Raw genomic sequence first — 19,526 nt, forward strand, 5'->3', positions numbered from 1 at the left:
CCGAGCTCGATCCGGAACCCACGGATCTTCACCTGATCGTCGGACCGGCCCACGTACTCCAGGGACCCGCCGGCGGTCCAGCGCACGACGTCGCCCGTGCGGTACATGCGGGTGCCCGGCGCGCCGAACGGGTCGGCGACGAACCGCCCCGCCGTCAGGCCCGGCCGGCCCAGGTAGCCCCGGGCAAGGGGTGCACCTGCCAGGTACAGCTCCCCCGCGACACCGACCGGGACATGCCGGAGTGCGCCGTCGAGGACGTAGGCGCAGGTGTTCGCGATCGGCCGGCCGACGAGCGGCGTTGCGCTGTCACCGATCCAGGCCATCAGCGTGTCGACGGTCGCCTCGGTCGGGCCGTACAGGTTCACGCCGGTGACGCCGTCGGTGGCGCGGATCGCCGTCCACAGCGCGGATCCCGCCGCCTCGCCGCCCAACGCCAGGATCGCGGGCGGGTTGTCGAGCAGGCCCTCCGCGACGAGGCGGTCGGCCAGGGACGGGGTCACGTCCAGGAAGTCGATGCCGTGCCGGGCCACGTAGGCGTTGAGCAGGGCGGGGTCGCGGCGGGTCTCGTCGTCGAACAGATGCAGCTCATGGCCCGCCAGGAGCCACAGCACACCCTCCCACGACGTGTCGAACGACAACGCCGCGGACAGGCCGACCCGAATGCGGTCGCGGGTGAGCCGTCCGAAGATCTCGCGCCGGTGGTGCTCGAAGAAGTTCACCACCGCGCCGTGCTCGACCACCACGCCCTTCGGCGTGCCGGTCGAGCCGGACGTGTACAGCACGTACGCCGCCATCGCGGGGGTCACGACGGGCAGGTCGGCCGTGGGCGGGTCGTCGGCTTCGTCGACCAGCAGGACGGGGACGGCGCCGGGCAGGGCGGCGAGGCGCCTGGTGGTGGCGACCACGGCGGCGCCCGCGTCGGCGAGCATGAAGCGGATCCGGTCCGCGGGGAGGTCGGCGTCGACCGGGAGGTAGACCGCGCCGGCCCGCAGCGCCGCCAGCCACGCGACGACCGCGTCGGTGCCGCGGGGCAGGAGCACGGCGGCGACGCGTTCCGGTCCGGCGCCGGCCGCGACGAGCCGGCGGGCGAGGACGTCGACGCGGGCGGCCAGGTCCGCGAAGGACAGGGTTTCGTCGCCGTGGACCAGCGCGGCCGCGTCGGGGGTCGCCCGTGACTGGGCCGCGAACACGTCGACGACGGTGCCGGCGCCGGCGGGTCGGGCGGTGGCGTTCCATGCGGTGAGGTCGGCGCGTTCGGCGCCGGTGAGCACGTCGACCGTCGCGAGTGGACGGTCCGGCGCGTCGGCGAACGCGGCCAGCAGGCCGGCGAACCGGTCCAGGATCGCGCGGGCCGCGGCTTCGTCGAACAGGTCGGGGCGGAACTCCAGGCGCAGCCGCAGCGGGTCGCCGGGGATGACGACCAGGCCGAGCGGGTAGTGGGTCGCGTCGAGCGGGATCCCGGCGGTGACGTGCAGGCCGGTGCCGGCGACGGCCGCGTCGAGGGCGCCTGCGTCGAGGGGGTAGCTCTCGAAGACGGTCAGCGTGTCGAACAGCCGCGGCAGCCCTGCGGCGGCCTGCAGGTCGGCGAGGCCCGCGTGCTGGTGGTCGAGGAGCTCGGCCTGCCCCGCCTGCAGGCGGGTGAGCAGGTCGAGCCAGGTGTCGGCGGGCCGCAGCCGGGTGCGCACCGGGATGGTGTTGATGAGCAGGCCGACGATGTCCTGCCCGCCGGGCAGGTCGGCGGGGCGCCCGGAGACGGTGGCCCCGGCCACGACGTCGGTGCGGCCGGTGAGCCGCCCGAGGAGGACGGCCCAGGCGCCCTGCACGACGGTGTTGAGGGTGAGGCCGTGCCGGCGTGCGACGGCGGTGACCTTCTCCGCCGGGACGAGGATCTCGGCGACCTCGGGGACGACGGCGGTGGCGCCGGCGGCGTCCGGGGCGATGAGGGTCGGCGCGGTGAGGCCGTCGAGGGCGGACCGCCACGCGGCCAGGGTGTCCGCCGGGTCCTGCGAGGCCAGCCAGCGCAGGTAGTCGCGGTACGGGCGGACCGCGGGCAGCGCCCCGCCGGCGTAGAGGGTGAACAGGTCCCGGGCGGCGATCGGCCCGGACCAGCCGTCGAGGAGCAGATGGTGCTGGGTGAACGCGAGGAGGTGCCGTTCGACGCCGAGCCGGATCAGGGTGAGGCGCAGCAGGGGCGGGGCGCTGAGGTCGAAGCGGCGGACCCGGTCCTCGGCGAGCAGGTCCCGCAGGGTCGTGTCGCGGTCGTCGCCGTGCAGGGCGGTGAGGTCCACATCGGACCACGGTGCGTCCACCGTGGACGGGATGACCTGGATCGGCCCGTCGTCCATGGTGACGAACGCGGCGCGGAGGTTGGGGTGGCGCACCAGCAGCGCGTCGGCGGCGGCGCGGAGCCGGCCGGCGTCGAGCGGGCCGGTGAGGTCGAAGACCTGCTGCACGGTGTAGACGTCGTCGCCGTCGTGGTCGTAGTCGGCGTGAAAGTGCAGACCCGCCTGCAGCGGGGAGAGCGGCCACGCGTCGGCGAGGCCGGGGTGCGCGCGTTCGAGCCGGTCGACGTCGTCCTGGCGCAGCCGCAGCAGCGGCAGGTCCGACGGGGTGCGTCCGCCGGGCGCGGTGCGCAGGGCGGCGAGGGCGGCGGTCCAGCGGGCGACGAGCCCGTCGATGTCGAGGCGGCCCGGCAGGTACGTGAGCCGCAGCCGCAGCGTGGCGCCGGCTGTCGCGTTGATGGTCAGCGCGTGCCGGACCGGCATGTCCGGGCTGAGGGCGACGGCGGCCGGGGGCAGCTCCGGCGCCGGCGTGAACGGCTCCCCGCCCGTGCCGCCGCCGAGCCGGCCGAGGTAGTTGAAGACGATGGCCGGCTGGGGCGCGGCGGCGAGGACCGGTCCGGCGGCGGGGTCGAGGTGTCGGAGGAGGCCGAAGCCGGCGCCGGCGTCCGGCAGGGTGCGCAGGTGTTCCTTGACGGCCTTCAGCGTCGCGCCCGGCTGCTGGGTGACGGTGAGCGCGACCGGGAACTCGGTGGTGAACCAGCCGACGGTCCGGCTCAGGTCGGCGCCCGCGACCAGGTGCTCCTCGCGGCCGTGCCCTTCGAGTCCGATGAGGACGGTGCCGGCCGCGCCGTCGGCGACGGCGGTCGCCAGCCCGGCGAGGAGGACGTCCTGCGGGTTGCCGTGGAACGCGTCAGCGGTCTCGGTCAATGCGGCCAGGTCGAGCTCGACGTCGCGGTGCTCGAGCTGCCCGGCCGTGCCCGCCGCGGCGTCCTGGGTGCCGAGGGCGCCGGCCGGTGGGAGCCAGCGGTCGAGCTCGGTCGTGCGGTCCACGGTGGACAGTTGCTCGGCCCAGCGGCGGAACGAGGTGGTGGCCGGGGCGAGCCGGACCGGCTCCCCCGCCCGGACGGCGTCCCAGGCGGCGGCGAGGTCCGGCAGCAGGATCCGCCACGAGACGCCGTCGACGACGAGGTGGTGCGCGACGAGCAGCAGCCGGTCGCCGAGCCACACGACCTGCAGCATGACCCCGTCGGCGGGGGCGAGCCGGTCCGCGGCGGCGGCGAACTGCTCAGCCGGGTCGCCGCCGGGCACGACCCGGACCAGCGGCGCGGCAGCCACCGAGCCGGCGGCGGGCACGTCGAGGCCCGCCGGGGTCCAGCGGGCGCGCAGCACGTCGTGCGTGTCGAGGAGGGCCTGCACGGCGGCGGTGAGGCCATCGGCGGTCAGGTCGGCGGGCGCGTGCACGAGCATCGCCTGTGAGTAGCGGTCGACGGGCGCGCCGAGGTCCCGGGCCCAGGCGAGGATCGGCGTCAGCGGCACGGCGCCGGTGCCGCGGTCGTCGCCGGACGGCCCGGCGGCACCGGAGGTGGCGACGGCGGCGAGCCCGGCGGGTGTCTTGTGCTCGAACACCTGCCGGGGTGTGATCCTCAGTCCGGCGTTGCGGGCGCGGGCGACCAGCTGGATCGACACGATGCTGTCGCCGCCGAGGGCGAAGAAGCTGTCGTCGGCGCCGACCTCGGGCAGCCCGAGCAGACCCGCGAAGAGCTCGCACATCGTCGTTTCGGCGGGTGTACGCGGTGCGACGCGCACCATCGGGGTGCGGTCGGGTGCGGGGAGCGCGGGCCGGTCGACCTTGCCGGACGCGTTCAACGGCAGCGTGTCCAGGTGCACGATCGCGGCCGGCACCATGTGCTCCGGCAGGGTGGCGGTCAGCGCGGCGCGCAGGTCGTCGCCGTCGGCCGTGCCCGTGACGTACGCGATGAGCCGCCGGATGCCGGGGATGTCCTCGCGGACGGTGGCGGCGCTGCCGGTGACGCCGGGCTGGGCGGCGAGCGCGGCCTCGACCTCGCCGAGCTCGATCCGGAACCCGCGCAGCTTCACCTGGTCGTCGGCGCGGCCGGCGAACTCCAGGTCGTCGCCGACCCAGCGGGCGAGGTCGCCGGTGCGGTAGAGGCGAGCACCGGGCGGGCCGTAGGGGTCGGCGACGAACCTGGCGGCGGTCGCCGCGGGCGCGCCGAGGTAGCCGCGGGCGAGGCCGGAGCCGCCGAGGTACAGCTCACCGACGACGCCGGGCGGGACGGGACGCAGCCGGCCGTCGAGGACGTGAGCGGTGCGGCCACGGTCGGGCCGGCCGATGAGGACCGGGCCGCCGGGCGTGGCGCGCCAGGTGGTGGCGGTGACGGTCGTCTCGGTCGGACCGTAGGCGTTGAACAGGCCTTTGAGCCGGCCGGGTGCCCACCGTCCGACGAGCTGCGGGGTGCACTGCTCGCCGCCGACGACGACGGTCAGGCCGGCGGGCAGGGCGTCGGTGGGCAGCGCGGCCAGCAGCGCGGGCGGCAGGTCGACGTGGGTGAGGCGGCGCCCGGTGATGAAGCCGGTGAGGTCGCGGCCGGTGCGGCGGTCCTCGGGGACGACGACGAGGGTGCCGCCGCAGAGGATCGTCATGGCCAGCTCGCTGTAGACGACGTCGAAGCCGGGCGAGACGAACTGGCTGCCGCGGCTGCCCGGCCCGGTGCCGAACGTCTGCGCGACGGCGGTGGCGAGGTCCTCGAGGCCGGCGTGCGGCACGACGACACCCTTGGGCCGCCCGGTGGAGCCGGAGGTGAAGATGACGTACGCGGGGTGCTGCGCCTGCGGCCGGGTCGGCGTCCGGGTCGGGCCGGCCGGGCCGTCGAGCAGCAGCACGGGGATCCCGGCGGGGGCTCGCTCCGCGAGGTCGGTGGTCGTGACGAGCAGGACCGGCGCGGTGTCGGCGGTCATGACGGCGAGGCGGGCGTCCGGGTACTGCGGATCCAGGGGCACGTAGCCGGCGCCCGACTTGGCGGCCGCGAGAAGTGTGCGGACCGAGTCGGCGGAGCGGGGCAGCAGCCCGGCGACGAACCGCTCAGGTGCGGCACCGGCGGCGGCGAGCCGGGCGGCGAGGGCGTCCGCGGCGGCGTCGAGCTCCGCGTAGGTGAGCGTGCCGTTGGTCCACTCGACGGCGATCGCGTCGGGCGTTGCCGCGGCCTGCCGCTCGAACAGCTCCGGCAGGGTCGCGGGCGCGTCGGCGCCGGGCCGGCCGGTGCCACGGGTCAGCGCCTCGGCCCGGCCGGCGTCGCCGAGGAGGTCGATGTCGGCGATGCGGACGCCGGGGTCGGCGGCGACGGCCGTCAGGAGCCGGACGAGCCGCGAAGCGAGACCGTCCACAGTGGTCCGGTCGAACAGTGCGGTGCGGTACTCGATGCTGCCGGTGGGGCGGTCGCTGCCGCGCTGCTCGGCGATGTCGAACGTGAGGTCGTACTTGGCGGTGCCGGTGTCCACCAGCCGCGCCGCGACGTCGAGACCGCGCAGCGCGCCGGTGTCGGGCAGCGCGTTCTGGTACGACACCATCACCTGGAACAACGGGGTCGTGTTCAGCGTCCGCTCCGGCTGCAGCGCGTCGACGAGGACGTCGAAGGGCAGGTCGGCGTTGGCGAGCGCGGCGAGGTCGGTGTCGCGGACCCGGGCGAGCAGGTCGCGGAACGTGGGGTTGCCGGTCAGGTCGTTGCGCAGGACGAGGGTGTTGACGAAGAAGCCGACGAGCGGGTCGAGGGCGTCGTCGGGGCGGCCGGCGACGGGCGTGCCGAGGGGGATGTCGGTGCCGGCGCCGTGGCGGTGCAGCAGGACCGCGGTCGCGGCCTGCACGAGCATGAACATGGTGACGCCGCAGGCGCGGGCGGTGCGGTGCAGCGCGGCGGGCAGGTCGCCGGGCAGCGCGAAGCGGACCGTGGCGCCGTCCGGGGTGGCGCGGGCCGGCCGTGGACGGTCGGTCGGCAACGGCAGTCGCGGCGGCAGCCCGGCGAGAATGCCGCGCCAGTGCTCCAGTTGCCGCGCCCGCACGCCGGTGGGGCCGTCGAGCAGGTCCCGCTGCCAGCGGGTGTAGTCGGTGTACCGGACCGCCGGCGCGGCCTCGCCCGGGGTCCCGTTGTAGCCGGCGATGAGGTCGCCGAGCAGCGGCGTGAGCGACCATTCGTCGCCGGCGATGTGGTGCACGACGAGCAGCAGCGTGTGCTCGCGGTCGTGGTGCCGGAACAGGTGCGCCCGCAGTGGCAGGTCCCGTTCGAGGTCGAACGGCACCCGCACGGCCGCCTCGACGGCGCCGTCGGTGGCGTCGCGGACGTCCAGGGGCACGGCCGCGGGCGGGGTGACGACCTGGTGCGGGACGCCGTCGACGGCGGCGAACACGGTCCGCAGCGGCTCGTGCCGGGCGGCCACGGCATCGAGGGCCGCCCGCAGCGCGGCCAGGTCGAGGTCGCCGGTCAGGGTGAGGGCGAGGGGCAGGTTGTAGGTGGGGTCGGGGCCGTCGAGCTGGCCGAGGAACCACAGCCGGCGCTGCGCGTAGGACAGCGGCGTGCGCTCCTGCTGCGCGCCGCGGGTGAGCGCGGGCCGCCCGGCGGGCGCCCGGTCGAGGCGGGCGGCGAGGCCGGCGACGGTCGGCGCGTCGAACACGTCGCGGATGGTGAGGTCGGCGCCGAACACGGCCCGCACCCGCGCGACGACCTTCGCCGCGAGCAGCGAGTGCCCGCCGAGGTCGAAGAAGTTGTCGTGCAGGGCGACACCGCCGAGGCCGAGGACGTCGGCGACGACCCCGGCGAGGATCTCCTGCACGGAGGTGAGCGCGGCGTCCGCCTCACCGGAGCCGCCGAGGTCCGGCGCGGGCAGGGCGTTGCGGTCCAGCTTCGCGTTCGGCGTCAGCGGGAACGCGTCGAGCACGACGACGGCGGCCGGCACCATGTATTCCGGCAGCCCGGTCCGCAGCCGCGCCCGCAGCCCGGCCGGGTCCACTGTGGACCCGCCGCTCGGCGTGACGTAACCGACGAGGCGCCGCTGCCCGGGGGTGTCCTCGCGGAGCACGACGACGGCCCGCTCCACCGACGGGTCGGCGGTGAGGGCGGCCTCGATCTCGCCGAGCTCGATGCGGAAGCCGCGGAGCTTCACCTGGTGGTCGACGCGGCCGAGGACCTCGAACGTGCCGCCGGTGTGGCGGCGGGCGAGGTCGCCGGTGCGGTACATGCGGCTGCCGGGCGGGCCGTCGGGGTCGGCGACGAACCGGGACGCGGTCAGCGCCGGGCGGCCCAGGTAGCCGCGGGCGACGCCGTCGCCGGCGATGTAGAGCTCGCCGACGGTGCCGGCCGGGACCGGTTGCAGGGCGCCGTCCAGGACGTGCACCTGGGTGTTGAGGATCGGGCGGCCGATCGGCGGGGCGGCCGCCGTGCCGGCGTCGATCACCTGCGCCGTCGACCAGACGGTCGTCTCGGTCGGGCCGTACACGTTGATGACGGACGCGGTGCGCTCCAGCAGAGCGGCGGCCAGGTCGGCGGGCAGCGCCTCACCACCGACGAGGGCGCGGACGCCCCGCAGGCCGGTGCCGGCGGCGACCGTCTGCCACAGGGTCGGGGTCGCCTGCAGCACGGTCGTGCCGGTCTCGGCGACGAGCCGGCCGAGGACGTCGGGGTCCTGCACGGCCTCCTTCGCGGCGATGACCACGCACGCGCCGGACAGCAGCGGCAGGTACAGCTCCAGCGCGGAGATGTCGAAGCTGACGGTCGTCACGGCGAGGAGCCGGTCGGCGGTGGACAGCGGCACCGGGTCCTGCATGGCGAGCAGGAAGTTGACCAGGTTGCGGTGGGTGACGACGACGCCCTTGGGCCGGCCGGTCGACCCTGACGTGTAGAGCACATAGGCGGCGCCGGCGTCGAACTCGCCGCCGGGCAGGGTTTCCACGCCGGTGTCGGTGACCAGCAGCGCCGGGGACGCGTCGGCGAGCATCAGCGCGATGCGGTCGGCCGGGAAGTCCGGGTCCAGCGGCAGGTAGGCGGCGCCGGTACGGGCCACCGCGAGCAGCGCGACGAGCAGCTCCGGCGACCGGGCCATGCTGACCGCGACGAGCCGGCCGGGTCCCGCGCCCAGCTCCCGCAGCTGCGCCGCGCGCCGGTCGACGGCCGCGTCGAGCTCCGCGTAGGTCAGGGTGCGGCTCCCCATGACGGCCGGGGCCGACGGTGTCCGGGCTACCTGCGGCCGCCACAGCGCGTCGAGGCCGCCGCCCGGCAGATCCCGGACCGGGCCTTGCGCCGCCGCGCGGCTGCTTTCCCGCTCGGCGCCGTGCAGCACGCCGAGCCGCCCGACGGGCAGCGTCTCCGGTGCCGCGGCGAACGCGGTGAGCAGCGCGACGATCCGCTCGGCGTGCGCGTCGACGGCACCGGCCGGGTACAGGGCCGGGTTGGCCTCGACGGTGACGCCGAGCCGGCCGTCGCCGCGGTCGTCGATGGTGACGGCGATGTCGTCGACGGGGCCGGCGGCGAGGTACAGGGGACGGCCGGGATACCCGCCGAAGTCCAGTTCGGCACCGAACGGTTTGATGTTGACCCACGGGCCGACGAGCCGCCGGTCGCCGCCGAGCAGCCGCAGGTCGCGGCGGATGTCCTCGCCCCGGTAGCGCTGGTGCCGGCGGGTCGCCCGCAGTTCGACGACGACCCGGCCCACGAGGTCGGCGATCGTGTCGGCGGAGGACACGGGCACCCGCAGCGGCAGGACGTTGACGGCGGTGCCGGGCACGGCGGCGGCGACGCGGCCGAGACGGCCCATGACGGGCAGGCCGAGGACGACCTCGGGGGCGCCGGTGAGCCGGTGCGCGTAGAGCGCGACGGCGGCGAGGAGCGCCTCGACGTGGGTGGCTCGGGCCGCCCTGGCGAGGGTGTGCAGCCGCTGGGTGACGGCGGTGTTGAGGCCGCGGTCGGCGCGCAGGACCGTGTGCGACGTCAGCGCGGCGCCGGCGGCGAGGCTGACGGTGCCGGGCCGGTCCGCGAGGTGCTCGGCCCAGAACCGCCGGTCGTCCTCGAACGCGTCCGAGGCGCGGTACTCGGCGTCCTCGGCCACCATGTCGCGCAGCGGCCGGAACGGGCTCGGCCCCGCTTCCTGTCCTGCGGTGTACAGCGCGGCGAGGCGGCGAGCGAGGAGGCCGAACGTGTAGGCGTCCATCGCGATGTGGTGGCACCGCTGGAACCAGATCGACCTGTCGTCGGCGACGCGGAGCAGCGCCTGGTGATACACGGGGCCGGTGCCCAGGTCGGCGAGGGTCCGCAGGTCCCGGCGCAGCCACGCGTCGGCGGCGGCGTCCGGGTCGGTCTCGCCGCGCAGGTCGAGCACGGTGAGGTCCGGACCCGGTGCCGCGGAGACGACCTGCCGGACGTCGTCGCCGTCGTGGACGAGGCGGATGCGCAGCACGTCGGCCTCGGCGACGAGCCGGCGGGTCGCCCCGGCGAGGCGGTCCGGGTCGACGGGGCCGTGGATGACGATCCCGGCGCCGGTGTTGAAGACGGGGTTGGTGGCGTCGATCTGCTGGGCGAACCAGACTCCGGCCTGGGCACCGGTGAGTGGCAGCTGTTCGTCGTGGCGGGTCAACACGGGCTCCAAGGTCTTCAGCGACGGTGGGACGGCACGGCGGGCGGGCTCAGCCCGCCGCGTCCATCTGCGCGATGAGGCTCTTCGGGCGCAGGTCGGTCCAGTTGGCCTCGACGTAGGCGAGGGCGGCGGCCCGGTCGGTCTCCGGCAGCGCGACGGTCCAGCCGGCCGGCACCTGGGCGAAGGACGGCCACAGCGAGTGCTGGCCCTCGTCGTTGACCAGGACGAGGAAGGTGCCGGTCTCGTCGTCGAAGGGGTTGCTCATCGTCAGGTGCTCCTCAGAACGGGGTGGCGGTCCGCGACCAGCAGGGCCGCGCGTTTGTGGCCGAGGTCGCTCTCCTGCATGAGCGAGAACCCGGCGGCGGTGAACATGCGGCGGGCGACGGCGTGGGTGGCGTCGGGGTCGGCGAGGACCCTGGCGCACCGCCGGTCGGCGGCGAAGAGGCCCGCGACGACGGCTCGGACGAGTGCCCGGCCGTGCCCGCGCCCGATGTCGTCGGGCGGCCCGATGGCGATGTGGACGCCGAGGTCGTGGGCGTGCGCCGGGTAGTGCCGGCCGACGACGTCCCGGGCGGTGCGGTACAGCTCCAGGTACGCCAGCGGGATGCCCTCGTAGGAGGCGACGCAGGGGCGGGTGCACTCGCCGGCGAGTTGCCCGCGCAGGGCCGCGGCCCATCGGCCGGCCGGCCACGCCTGGTCCCAGAAGCGGTCGACGTGCGGCAGTGACATCCACTCGGCGATGAGGGCCGGGTCGCCGGAGTCCGGGTCGGCCTGCCGCAGCTGCCACGGCGGGCCGAGGACCGGCACCGGCGGGGGGCCGGCGGCGATCACGGCGTCGGACAGGCCGTCGCGCACCTCGCGGAAGGAGGCGGCGGCATCCGCCGGCCGGTCCAGCTGGGCCGGCCGGCGGATGTCCCGATCAGGTGCCAATTCGGCAGCCAAGTCAGCTGCCGGCCTTGGCGGCCGTCGCGATCGTGGGGATGACGTTGTCGATGAAGTACGGGATGGTCAGCGGCGTCGGGTAGCGCAGCGCCGAGAACTGCTCCCGGGTCAGCGGCACGTAGGCGTTCTTCTTGACCGCGTTGAGGTTCTTGAACAGCGTGTTGCCCTCGAGGGCCGTCTTCAGGTCCGGCTCGGTGCAGTAGATCAGCACGACGCCGGCGTCGATCGTGGCGATCTTCTCCAGGCTGAGCGTGGTCGCGAAGTCGTCACCGGTCAGCTTCGCCACCTCGGGTGCGAGGGTCAGGCCGAAGCCGTTGAGGCCCTTGACGCCGGTGTCCTTGTCGGAGCGCAGCACGCCGATGGTGCCGGCCTCGAAGACCTGCGACAGCGAGAACGTCTTGCCGACGAGCTCCGGGTGGTCGGTCTTGACCTTGGCGACCTTCGCCTCGACGTCCTTGATGATCGTCTCGCCCTGCTCGGCCTTGCCGACGAGCTTCGCGACCTGGCGCAGCGTGGTCTGCCACGGGTCCTCGAACGGGCCGGTCTCGTAGGCGGTCGTCGGCACGAGCGGGGACAGCTTCGGGTATTCCTGGTCGATGTAGTAGTCGCTGCCGGCGAGCACGAGGTCGGGGTTGAGTTTGGCGACCTCCTCGGCGTTGACGCCCTCGTCGCCGGCCTCCAGCAGCGCCGGCTTGCCGGTGAGCTTCGGCTTCGCCCACGGCGTGATGCCGCCCTCGTCCAGCGACGCGGCGATGCCGACCGGCTGGATGCCGAGCAGGAGCAGCGCGTCGAGGTCCGCGTCGGACAGCGCCACGATCCGCTCGGGTGCCTTGTCCAGCGTGACCTTGCCGAGCTTGTGCGTCACAGTCACCGGGAACGCGGCCGCCGCGGACGCCGGGCCGGTCGCGGCCGGGGCGGCCGTGTCCTTGGCGTCGTCGCCGCAGGCGGTCAGGGCGGCCGTGGAGGCCACCAGCACACTCAGCACACCCGCGCTGAATCTGCGCTTCATGGTCATCATCCTCATCACCTGTCGGTACTTCGGGAACATCACTTCGCGGCGAGCGCGGCCTCGCGCTCGTGCTCTTCGGTCGTCGTCTCCACGCGGGACATCGCCCACCGCAGGATCGGCGGGCTCATCAGGGACGTGGCGACGGCGATCAGCAGCACGATCGTGTACGCGGCGGTGGTCAGCACCCCGAGCCGGAGCCCGACCGAGGCGATGACGACCTCCACCACGCCGCGCGAGTTCATGCCGGCGCCGAGCGCGGTCGCCTCCCAGCGGCTCAGCCTGCTGCCGAGGGCGCCGAGGTAGGCGCCGGCGAACTTGCCGAGCACGGCGATCGCGAGCAGCGCCAGCGCGGCCACGAGGACCGTCGGGTCGGCCAGTTCGGTGAGGTCCATGCGCAGCCCGGCGGTGGCCAGGAACAGCGGCGCGAGGACCGACAGCGTGACCGTCCGCAGTGGACCGAGGTCCTGCCAGAGGGTGCGTGGCTCGTCGTCGCGCTTGCACTGGCCGATGAGGATGCCGGCGACGAACGCGCCGAACATGGCCTCCATCTTCATGGCGTGCGTCGCGGAGGCGCCGAGCAGCACGATCACGACCGCGACAGCGACCCGCGGGCCGGGGTCGGCGGACCTGCCCGCGGCGTGCATCGCCCACCGGACGAGCGGCCGGCCGACGAGCAGCGCGGCGGCGAGGAACCCGACCAGGTAGGCCGCGGACAGGGCGACCGAGCCGCCGGAGACGCCGGTGGTGGCCGCCGCGGCGACGATCGACAGCAGGAACCAGCCGACGGCGTCGTCGAACGTGCCGGCGGTGAGGATCAGCTGCCCGATGTCGCGGTGCAGCAGGCGCAGGTCGGCGAGGGTCTTGGCGATGACCGGCAGCGCGGTCACGCACATCGCGACGCCGATGAACAGCGCGAACACGCCCCGGGAGATGTCGCCCGGGATGAGCGCCGGCGGCACCAGGTAGCCCGCCGCGACGCCGAGCCCGAACGGGATGACCAGGCCGGACAGGCTGATCCGCAGGCCGGTCGTGCCGCGGCGGCGCAGCATGCCGATGTCGAGCTGCGCGCCGGTGACGCCGACGAGCAGCAGGACGCCGACCTGACCGACGGAGTCGATCAGGTGCAGCTGGTCCGCGTCCGCCGGCAGCAGCCACGTGACGGGCTCGAGCTCGATGGTGCCGAGCAGCGACGGGCCGAGGACGACGCCGGTCAGCAGCTCGCCGGCGAGGGCGGGCAGGCCGAGGCGGACCGCGAGCCGGCCGAGGGCGAGGGCCACGAGCAGCAGCACACTCGCCTGCAGCAGGAACAGCAGCAGCTCGTGACCGCCCAAGCTCGGTAGAGGGGTACTCATGCGACGTTCGCCGGCTCCGCCCAGCCGAGGCCGTCGGCGGACGGGACGAGGCCGTCCTCCAGCAGGGGCAGCTCGCGGGCCGCCTCGCCCTGGACGCCACGGACCTGGATGGCGTTCATCTCCGTCATGACCTCGCGGACCACCGGGGTACCGAAGAGGTGGTGCATGCGCTCGCCGGACGGCGTCTGCATGGTGCCGGTCTTCTCGATCGCGTCGGCGAGCTTCTCCGAGGAGGCGCGGAACCCGTCGACGAGCGCCGTCTCACCGGAGTGGACGCCGCCGACCAGCGTCGCGAACGCCTCGATGTCGCTGGCGTTGAAGTTGGTGACCTTGCGGGCCTTCCAGAAGTACGACTCCTCGGTGCTCTGCATGTCGTAGAACGCCGACAGGAACTCGTAGAAGACCCGGTACTCGCGGCGGTAGCGGCCCTCGAACTCGGTGAACACCCGCTCCTCGGAGGAGCCGCCCGCAAGGACCGTGTTGATCGAGCGGGCGGCCAGCAGGCCCGAGTAGGTGGCCAGGTGCACGCCGGTGGAGAAGACCGGGTCGATGAAGCACGCGGCGTCGCCGACGAGCAGCATGCCCGGGCGCCAGAACGTGCTGTTGGTGTAGGAGTAGTCCTTGCGGGTGCGGATCTCGCCGTAGGTGCCCTCGGTGACCCGGGTCGCGTCGGACAGGAAGCCCTTGACGATCTCGCACCGGTCGATGAAGCCGCGCAGGGCCTCTTCCTGGTCGCCCTGCAGCTTCGCGGCGTGCTCGCGGCTGATGACCGCGCCGACGCTGGTGAGCGTGTCCGACAGCGGGATGTACCAGATCCAGCCCTCGTCGAACGCGGCGCACAGGATGTTGCCGGAGTCGGGGGCGGGCAGGCGTTTGCCGCCCTCGAAGTAGCCGAAGAGCGCGATGTTGCGGAAGAAGTCGGAGTACAGCCGCTCGCCGCGCACGTTCTGGTGGATGCGGCTGCGGTTGCCGGACGCGTCGACGACGAACCGCGCGTGGATCTCCCGCACGACGCCGCCGGGGTCGGTGTACCGCACGCCGCGGACCCGCTCGTCGTCGCCGAGGATCTCGTTGACGGCGCTGTTCTCCCGCACGTCGACGCCGTGCTTGGCGGCGTTGCGCAGCAGGATGTCGTCGAACTTCATCCGCTCGACCTGGTAGGCGTACGACGTCGGGCCGGACAGCTCGGGCGCGAAGGCGAACAGGAAGTTCCACGGCTGTGGGTTGGTGCCCCACCGGAAGCTGCCGCCGCGCTTGACCGTGAACTTCGCCTGCTCCATCTCCTCGGTGACGCCGAGGAGGCGGCAGATGCCGTGGACGGTGGCCGGCAGCAGCGATTCGCCGATCTGGTACCGCGGGAAGGTCTCCCTCTCCAGCAGCACCACCCGGTGCCCGCGCCTGGCGATCAGGGTGGCGACCGTGGACCCGCCGGGACCGCCGCCGACCACGACGACGTCGGCCTGCTCCGTGACGACCTCGACGGCGCTCACTTGGCGGCCTCCGCGTTCTGCCCGTCGGCGGCGGCGGCCATGCTCCACCAGGCGGCGACCGTCGGCTCCTGAGCCAGGTCGAGGTAGCCGGCCTCGAAGCCGGCCTCGCGCCACCGGGTGGCGAGGCTCATGATGCGGATCGAGTCCAGGCCGCGCTCGAGCAGGTTCTCGTCGTCGGCGATGCTGCCCGGCTCCTCGGCGAGTGCCTCGGCTACGTCACTGCGCAGTCGGTCGAGGCTTAGGGGTGCGGTCATGCGGCCATCCTTCGATGATCGGGTCTTGCGTTTCCGGGCATCCGCGACCGCGATCTGCGCAGTACGCACGGCATCCGGACACACTGGCAGCGGCGAATGTGAGGCAAGGCTAGCCTAACTTTTTAGGACAGTAAAGCGACGATGGTCACGCCCCGCTGCGTCAGTTCGCGTGGCGGCGCAGGTCGTCGGCGAGGTCGCTGGTGAGCGCGACGACACCGCACCGGTCGTTGACGTGCCGCAGCGCGGCCCGGTGGTCGGCGGGGCTGAAGTCGGCGACACCGTCGGCGACGACGAACGGCTGCACGCCCCGCATGAAGGCGTCCAGCGCGGTCGCCAGGACGCCGATGTGCGCGTAGACGCCGGTGATGACCAACTGGTCCCGGCCGCCGAGGATGTCGGCGAGGGGGGTGCCGACGAAGGCGCTGTACCGCCGCTTCGTGAGCACCACGTCGGACGGTCCCGGCGTCAGCGCGTCGACGATCGCGAGGGCGCGCGGGTCGGCGGGCGGCCCGTCGCCCCAGAAGTCCCGCAGCAGCCCGCGTTCCTCGCGGCTCTGCCCGCCCGGTTGCGCGGAGTACACGACCGGGATGCCGAACTCGGCGGCGTGCTTGCGCAGCGTGGCGATGTTGTCGATGACCCGGGCGAGCAGCGCCCGGTCGGAGGTGCCGAACGGGGCGAGGAAGTAGTTCTGCATGTCGTGCACGAGCAGCACGGCACGGGCGGGATCCAGCCGCCAGCCGGCCTTCGCGGTGCCGCGTCCGATGTCTGTGGGCACCTGGTACGCGGTGATACGTGGGAGCACGGGTTTCAGCCCTTCTTCGTGGTTGCCGCGTCGCGCAGCAGGGAGCGCAGCTCGCGACGGCTGGTCTTGCCGACACCGGTCGTCGGGAACCCGGCGACCAGCCGCACCCGGTCCGGGATCTTGTAGGCGGCCAGGCCGCGCTCACGCAGGTGGGCGCGGACTGCGGCGAGGGTGAGCGGCTCCGCGCCGGGGCGGGCGACCACGAACGCGCAGCTGCGCTCCCCCAGGAACGGGTCCGGGACGGCGACGACGGCGGCGTCGTGCACGTCCGGGTGGGCGAGGAGATGGTTCTCGACCTCCTCGGCGGCGATCTTCTCCCCGCCCCGGTTGATCTGGTCCTTCGCCCGGCCCTCGACGACGAGGTAGCCGCCCTCCAGGACCCGGACGAGGTCGCCGGTGCGGTAGAAGCCGTCGGCGGTGAACGCGGCCCGGTTGTGCTCGTCGGCCCGCCAGTAGCCGCGGATCGTGTAGGGCCCGCGGGTCAGCAGGTGGCCGACCTCCCCCGCCGGCACGGGACGGTCCTGGTCGTCGACGACCAGGACCTCGTCGTCGGGCGAGATCGGCTGGCCCTGCGTGTGCAGGACGACGTCGTCGCCGTCGCCGAGCCGGGTGTAGTTGACCAGGCCCTCGGCCATCCCGAACACCTGCTGCAGCCGGCACCCGAGGACGGGTGCGACCCGGGCCGCGACGGTGGCCGCGAGCTTCGCGCCGCCGACCTGCAGGACCTTGAGGCTGGACAGGTCGGGTGCCTTGCCGGACGCGGCCGCGTCGAGCCAGACCAGCGCGAGGGGCGGCACGGCCGCGGTGATGGTGACCCGCTCGGCCTCGATCAGCGGCAGGACGGTCGCCGGGTCGGGCCGCCGGGCGAGCACCACCCGGGCGCCGGCGTGCAGCGCGCCGAGCACCCCTGGCGAGGAGAGCGTGAAGTTGTGCGCGACGGGCAGCGCCGCCAGGTACGCGTCCTCGGGCGTCAGCTCGCAGATGTCGGCGCTGGCGCGGACGCTGTACAGGTAGTCGTCGTGCGTCCTGGGGATCAGCTTCGGCAGTCCGGTGCTGCCGCCGGACAGCTGCAGGAACGCGATGTCCCCGGCGACCGGCGCTCTTGTGGTGTCCGGGACGGCGCCGGTGTACAGGTCCGCCAGGGCGGTGTGCCCGCCGGGGTCCCCCGCCACGATGGTCCGCGTCCCGCCGCCGAGGGTGCGGTGGTCGAAGCCCTCGTGCACGCCGGTGGTGACGAACGCGGCGGCCCCGGTGTGCGCCAGGAAGTAGCCGATCTCCGCGGAGCGGTGCGCCGGCAGCGCGAAGACCGGCAGCGCACCGAGGCGGAACAGGGCGAAGATGACGTCGAAGAACTCCGCGACGTTCGGCAGCTGCACCACGACCCGGTCGCCGTGGCCGATCCCGAGCCCGTGCAGGCCGCCGGCCAGGCGCAGCGCCCGGTCGCGCAGCCCTGCGTAGGTGATGTGCCGGTCGCCGTCGACGACCGCGACCCGCTCACCGTGCTTCGCCGCACGGTCGCGCAGGAAGTCGTGGAACGTCTCGCCGGTCCAGTAGCCGCGCTCGACGTAACGGCGAGCGAAGTCGTCAGGCCACATCGGACAGTCCCGGGCGGTGTCATCAAGCCACATCGGACGGTCCCGGGCCGTTTTGTCAGGCCACATCGGACGGTCCCGGTCCGTTTCGTCAGGCCACATCGGACAGTCCCAGGGCGGCGAGCATCGTGCCGAGCTTCGCGGTGGTCTCGGTCAGCTCCGCGGCCGGGTCGGAGTCGCCGACGATACCCGCGCCGGCGAACAGGTCGAGACCGTCGGCGTCGGCGGTGGCGCACCGGATGGTGACCGCCCACTCGCCGTTGCCCTCGGCGTCACCCCAGCCGACCATGCCGGTGTAGAAACCCCGGTCGAAGGGCTCCAGCTCGGCGATGGCGGCGCGGGCGGCGACCGTCGGCGTGCCACCGACGGCGGGCGTCGGGTGCAGCGCGGTGGCCAGTTCGAGAGCCGACACCGCCGGGTCGAGCAGCTCGCCGGTGACCAGCGTGGACAGATGCCACATCGTGGCCGTGCGGACCAGCGACGGCCCGGCGGGCAGGTCGAGGTCGCGGCAGAACGGGCGCAGCCCGTCGGCGACCGCGGCGCTGACCACGATGTGCTCGTGCCGGTCCTTGGCCGAGGCGAGCAGCGCCGAGGCGCGGCGGGCGTCCTCGACCGGGTCGGCGCTGCGCGGCGCGGACCCGGCGAGGGGGTTGGCCACGACGCGCCGGCCGGACCGCTTGACCAGCAGCTCGGGGCTGGCGCCGAGCAGGGTCCGCCCGTCGCCGAGGTCGACGCCGAAGGTGTACCCACCGGGCTCGCGGGCGGCGAGGGCGCGCACCGCGGGGCGGGCGTCGAAGTGCGGCGCGTCGACCCGCAGCGACCGTGCGAGGACGACCTTCGTCAGCTCACCGGCGCGGATCCGGTGCACGGCGCGGGCGACGGCGTCCTGGTACCGCGACGGCTCCGGCACCGGCCGCACCCTGACGGTCCCGGCGCCGGTGGCTGTCGGGGTGGCTCGGAACGGCGACGCGACCGGAGGGCCGCCGCGCCGCAGCCGCATCGGCACGACGAGCCGGGCGTCGGCGTCGGGGGCGAACGGGACGGCGCCCACCACCGTGCGGACCTCGTGGCCGGCGGCCTCGGCGACGCGCAGCACGGCGTCGACGCGGCGGGCCAGGTCGGCGAGGCCCTCCTGGCGGCCCGACGGCGGCACCGCGAAGAAGGTGCCCTCGGCCAGCAGCGTGCCGGACGGCGACGCGAACAGCGACGACGAGCCGGGCAGGTAGGCGGACATCAGCTCGGCCGCGGTCGGCGCGGCGGAGACGGTGGTCACGGATGGTTCTCCCTTCGCCGGCAGGTCGCTGCCGGTGCCGGTGCGGACGGTGCGCGGGGTTCAGGCGCGCAGCGTCGCGCCGCCGTCGACATACAGGTCGTGCATGGTGATGTGCCGCGCCCGGTCGGACACGAGGAAGAGCACGGCGTCGGCGATGTCGGCGGGCTCGGCGATGCGGCCCAGCGGGATCCCGGTGCGGTAGCGGTGCGGGTCGCCGGCGATGACCGGGTCGGCGCCGTCGTCCGTCCACAGTGCCCGCTGCATCGGCGTGTCCGTCGAGCCGGGCGCCACGACGTTGCAGCGGATGCCGAACGGCGCCAGCTCCAGGCCGAGGCTCTTGGTGAACATGGTCGCGGCGGCCTTGGACGCGGCGTAGGCGGCCATGCCGCTGCGCGGCACCCCGGCGGCGTTGGAGGAGACGGTGACGATCACGCCCCGGCGGCGCGGGACCATCCGGCGGGCGACGGCACGGCTCGTGTTGAAGACCCCGGTCGCGTTGACGGCGAAGGTCCCGGACCAGTCGTCGTCGCTGGTGTCGATCACCGCACCGGGGCGCAGCACGCCGGCGACGTTGACCAGGATGCCGATCGGTCCGAGCTCCCGCTCGACCCGCTCGACGACCGCGTCGACCTCCTGGGAGGACGCGACATCGGCCACGTAGTCCCGCGGTCCGCCGGCCTCCTTGCGGGGCAGGTCGACCGCGGCGACCAGGGCGCCCTCCGCGGCGAGCGCGGCCGACACGGCCAGGCCGATGCCCCGGCCGGCGCCGGTGACGAGCGCGGTCACGCCCTCGATCCCAGACGCGCGCATGCGACTCCCTCGATTAAGCTTAGCCTTGCCTAACAAGATAGTGGTCGAGCGGTCCCCTGTCACTTGACGGAAACATCACCTGTGC

At 74.4% G+C, this 19,526-nt stretch carries 11 protein-coding genes; all 11 read right to left on the reverse strand.

Annotated features, from left to right (window positions below):
• A partial coding sequence (locus ABZS58_RS41340; protein ID WP_354789283.1) for an amino acid adenylation domain-containing protein occupies nucleotides 1-9,920 on the reverse strand: 9,920 nt, incomplete at its 3' end.
• Nucleotides 9,921-9,966: 46 nt separating this feature from the next.
• The gene (locus ABZS58_RS41345; protein ID WP_354789284.1) at nucleotides 9,967-10,182 is read right to left on the reverse strand and encodes an MbtH family protein; all 216 of its coding nucleotides are present in this window, start codon (nucleotides 10,180-10,182) and stop codon (nucleotides 9,967-9,969) included.
• Nucleotides 10,183-10,184: 2 nt separating this feature from the next.
• Nucleotides 10,185-10,847 carry a GNAT family N-acetyltransferase gene (locus tag ABZS58_RS41350; RefSeq protein ID WP_354789286.1) on the reverse strand — a complete coding sequence of 221 codons (663 nt, stop codon included), beginning with the start codon at nucleotides 10,845-10,847 and terminating at the stop codon, nucleotides 10,185-10,187.
• 13 nt (nucleotides 10,848-10,860) lie between these two features.
• Nucleotides 10,861-11,868 carry an ABC transporter substrate-binding protein gene (locus ABZS58_RS41355; protein ID WP_354789288.1) on the reverse strand — a complete coding sequence of 336 codons (1,008 nt, stop codon included), beginning with the start codon at nucleotides 11,866-11,868 and terminating at the stop codon, nucleotides 10,861-10,863.
• 38 nt (nucleotides 11,869-11,906) lie between these two features.
• Nucleotides 11,907-13,220, reverse strand: a complete 1,314-nt coding sequence (locus tag ABZS58_RS41360; RefSeq protein WP_354789289.1) for a cation:proton antiporter — start codon at nucleotides 13,218-13,220, stop codon at nucleotides 11,907-11,909.
• The gene (locus ABZS58_RS41365) at nucleotides 13,217-14,710 is read right to left on the reverse strand and encodes a tryptophan 7-halogenase (protein WP_354789291.1); all 1,494 of its coding nucleotides are present in this window, start codon (nucleotides 14,708-14,710) and stop codon (nucleotides 13,217-13,219) included. Before ABZS58_RS41365 ends, ABZS58_RS41360 begins: the two co-directional genes overlap by 4 nt.
• Nucleotides 14,707-14,964, reverse strand: a complete 258-nt coding sequence (locus tag ABZS58_RS41370; protein ID WP_354789292.1) for a phosphopantetheine-binding protein — start codon at nucleotides 14,962-14,964, stop codon at nucleotides 14,707-14,709. Before ABZS58_RS41370 ends, ABZS58_RS41365 begins: the two co-directional genes overlap by 4 nt.
• A 160-nt stretch (nucleotides 14,965-15,124) precedes the next feature.
• Nucleotides 15,125-15,766 carry an isochorismatase family protein gene (locus ABZS58_RS41375; protein WP_354789294.1) on the reverse strand — a complete coding sequence of 214 codons (642 nt, stop codon included), beginning with the start codon at nucleotides 15,764-15,766 and terminating at the stop codon, nucleotides 15,125-15,127.
• 5 nt (nucleotides 15,767-15,771) lie between these two features.
• Nucleotides 15,772-17,361: an AMP-binding protein gene (locus ABZS58_RS41380; RefSeq protein WP_354789296.1), complete on the reverse strand. Its 1,590-nt coding sequence runs from the start codon at nucleotides 17,359-17,361 to the stop codon at nucleotides 15,772-15,774.
• A gap of 88 nt (nucleotides 17,362-17,449) precedes the next feature.
• Nucleotides 17,450-18,631, reverse strand: a complete 1,182-nt coding sequence (locus ABZS58_RS41385; protein ID WP_354789298.1) for an isochorismate synthase — start codon at nucleotides 18,629-18,631, stop codon at nucleotides 17,450-17,452.
• A gap of 60 nt (nucleotides 18,632-18,691) precedes the next feature.
• Nucleotides 18,692-19,441, reverse strand: coding sequence for a 2,3-dihydro-2,3-dihydroxybenzoate dehydrogenase (locus tag ABZS58_RS41390; RefSeq protein WP_354789299.1), 750 nt, complete (start codon nucleotides 19,439-19,441; stop codon nucleotides 18,692-18,694).
• Nucleotides 19,442-19,526 lie beyond the last annotated feature (85 nt).

Origin of the sequence: Dactylosporangium sp. NPDC005555 (assembly GCF_040605635.1) — a bacterium.
GTDB lineage: Bacteria > Actinomycetota > Actinomycetes > Mycobacteriales > Micromonosporaceae > Dactylosporangium.

Excerpts from the sequence above, each read along its gene's own strand:
- ABZS58_RS41345 (WP_354789284.1), bottom strand. The coding sequence starts at position 10,182 with ATGAGCAACCCCTTCGACGACGAGACCGGCACCTTCCTCGTCCTGGTC.
- ABZS58_RS41355 (WP_354789288.1), bottom strand. The coding sequence starts at position 11,868 with ATGAAGCGCAGATTCAGCGCGGGTGTGCTGAGTGTGCTGGTGGCCTCC.
- ABZS58_RS41360 (WP_354789289.1), bottom strand. The coding sequence starts at position 13,220 with ATGAGTACCCCTCTACCGAGCTTGGGCGGTCACGAGCTGCTGCTGTTC.
- ABZS58_RS41370 (WP_354789292.1), bottom strand. The coding sequence starts at position 14,964 with ATGACCGCACCCCTAAGCCTCGACCGACTGCGCAGTGACGTAGCCGAG.
- ABZS58_RS41380 (WP_354789296.1), bottom strand. The coding sequence starts at position 17,361 with ATGTGGCCTGACGACTTCGCTCGCCGTTACGTCGAGCGCGGCTACTGG.
- ABZS58_RS41390 (WP_354789299.1), bottom strand. The coding sequence starts at position 19,441 with ATGCGCGCGTCTGGGATCGAGGGCGTGACCGCGCTCGTCACCGGCGCC.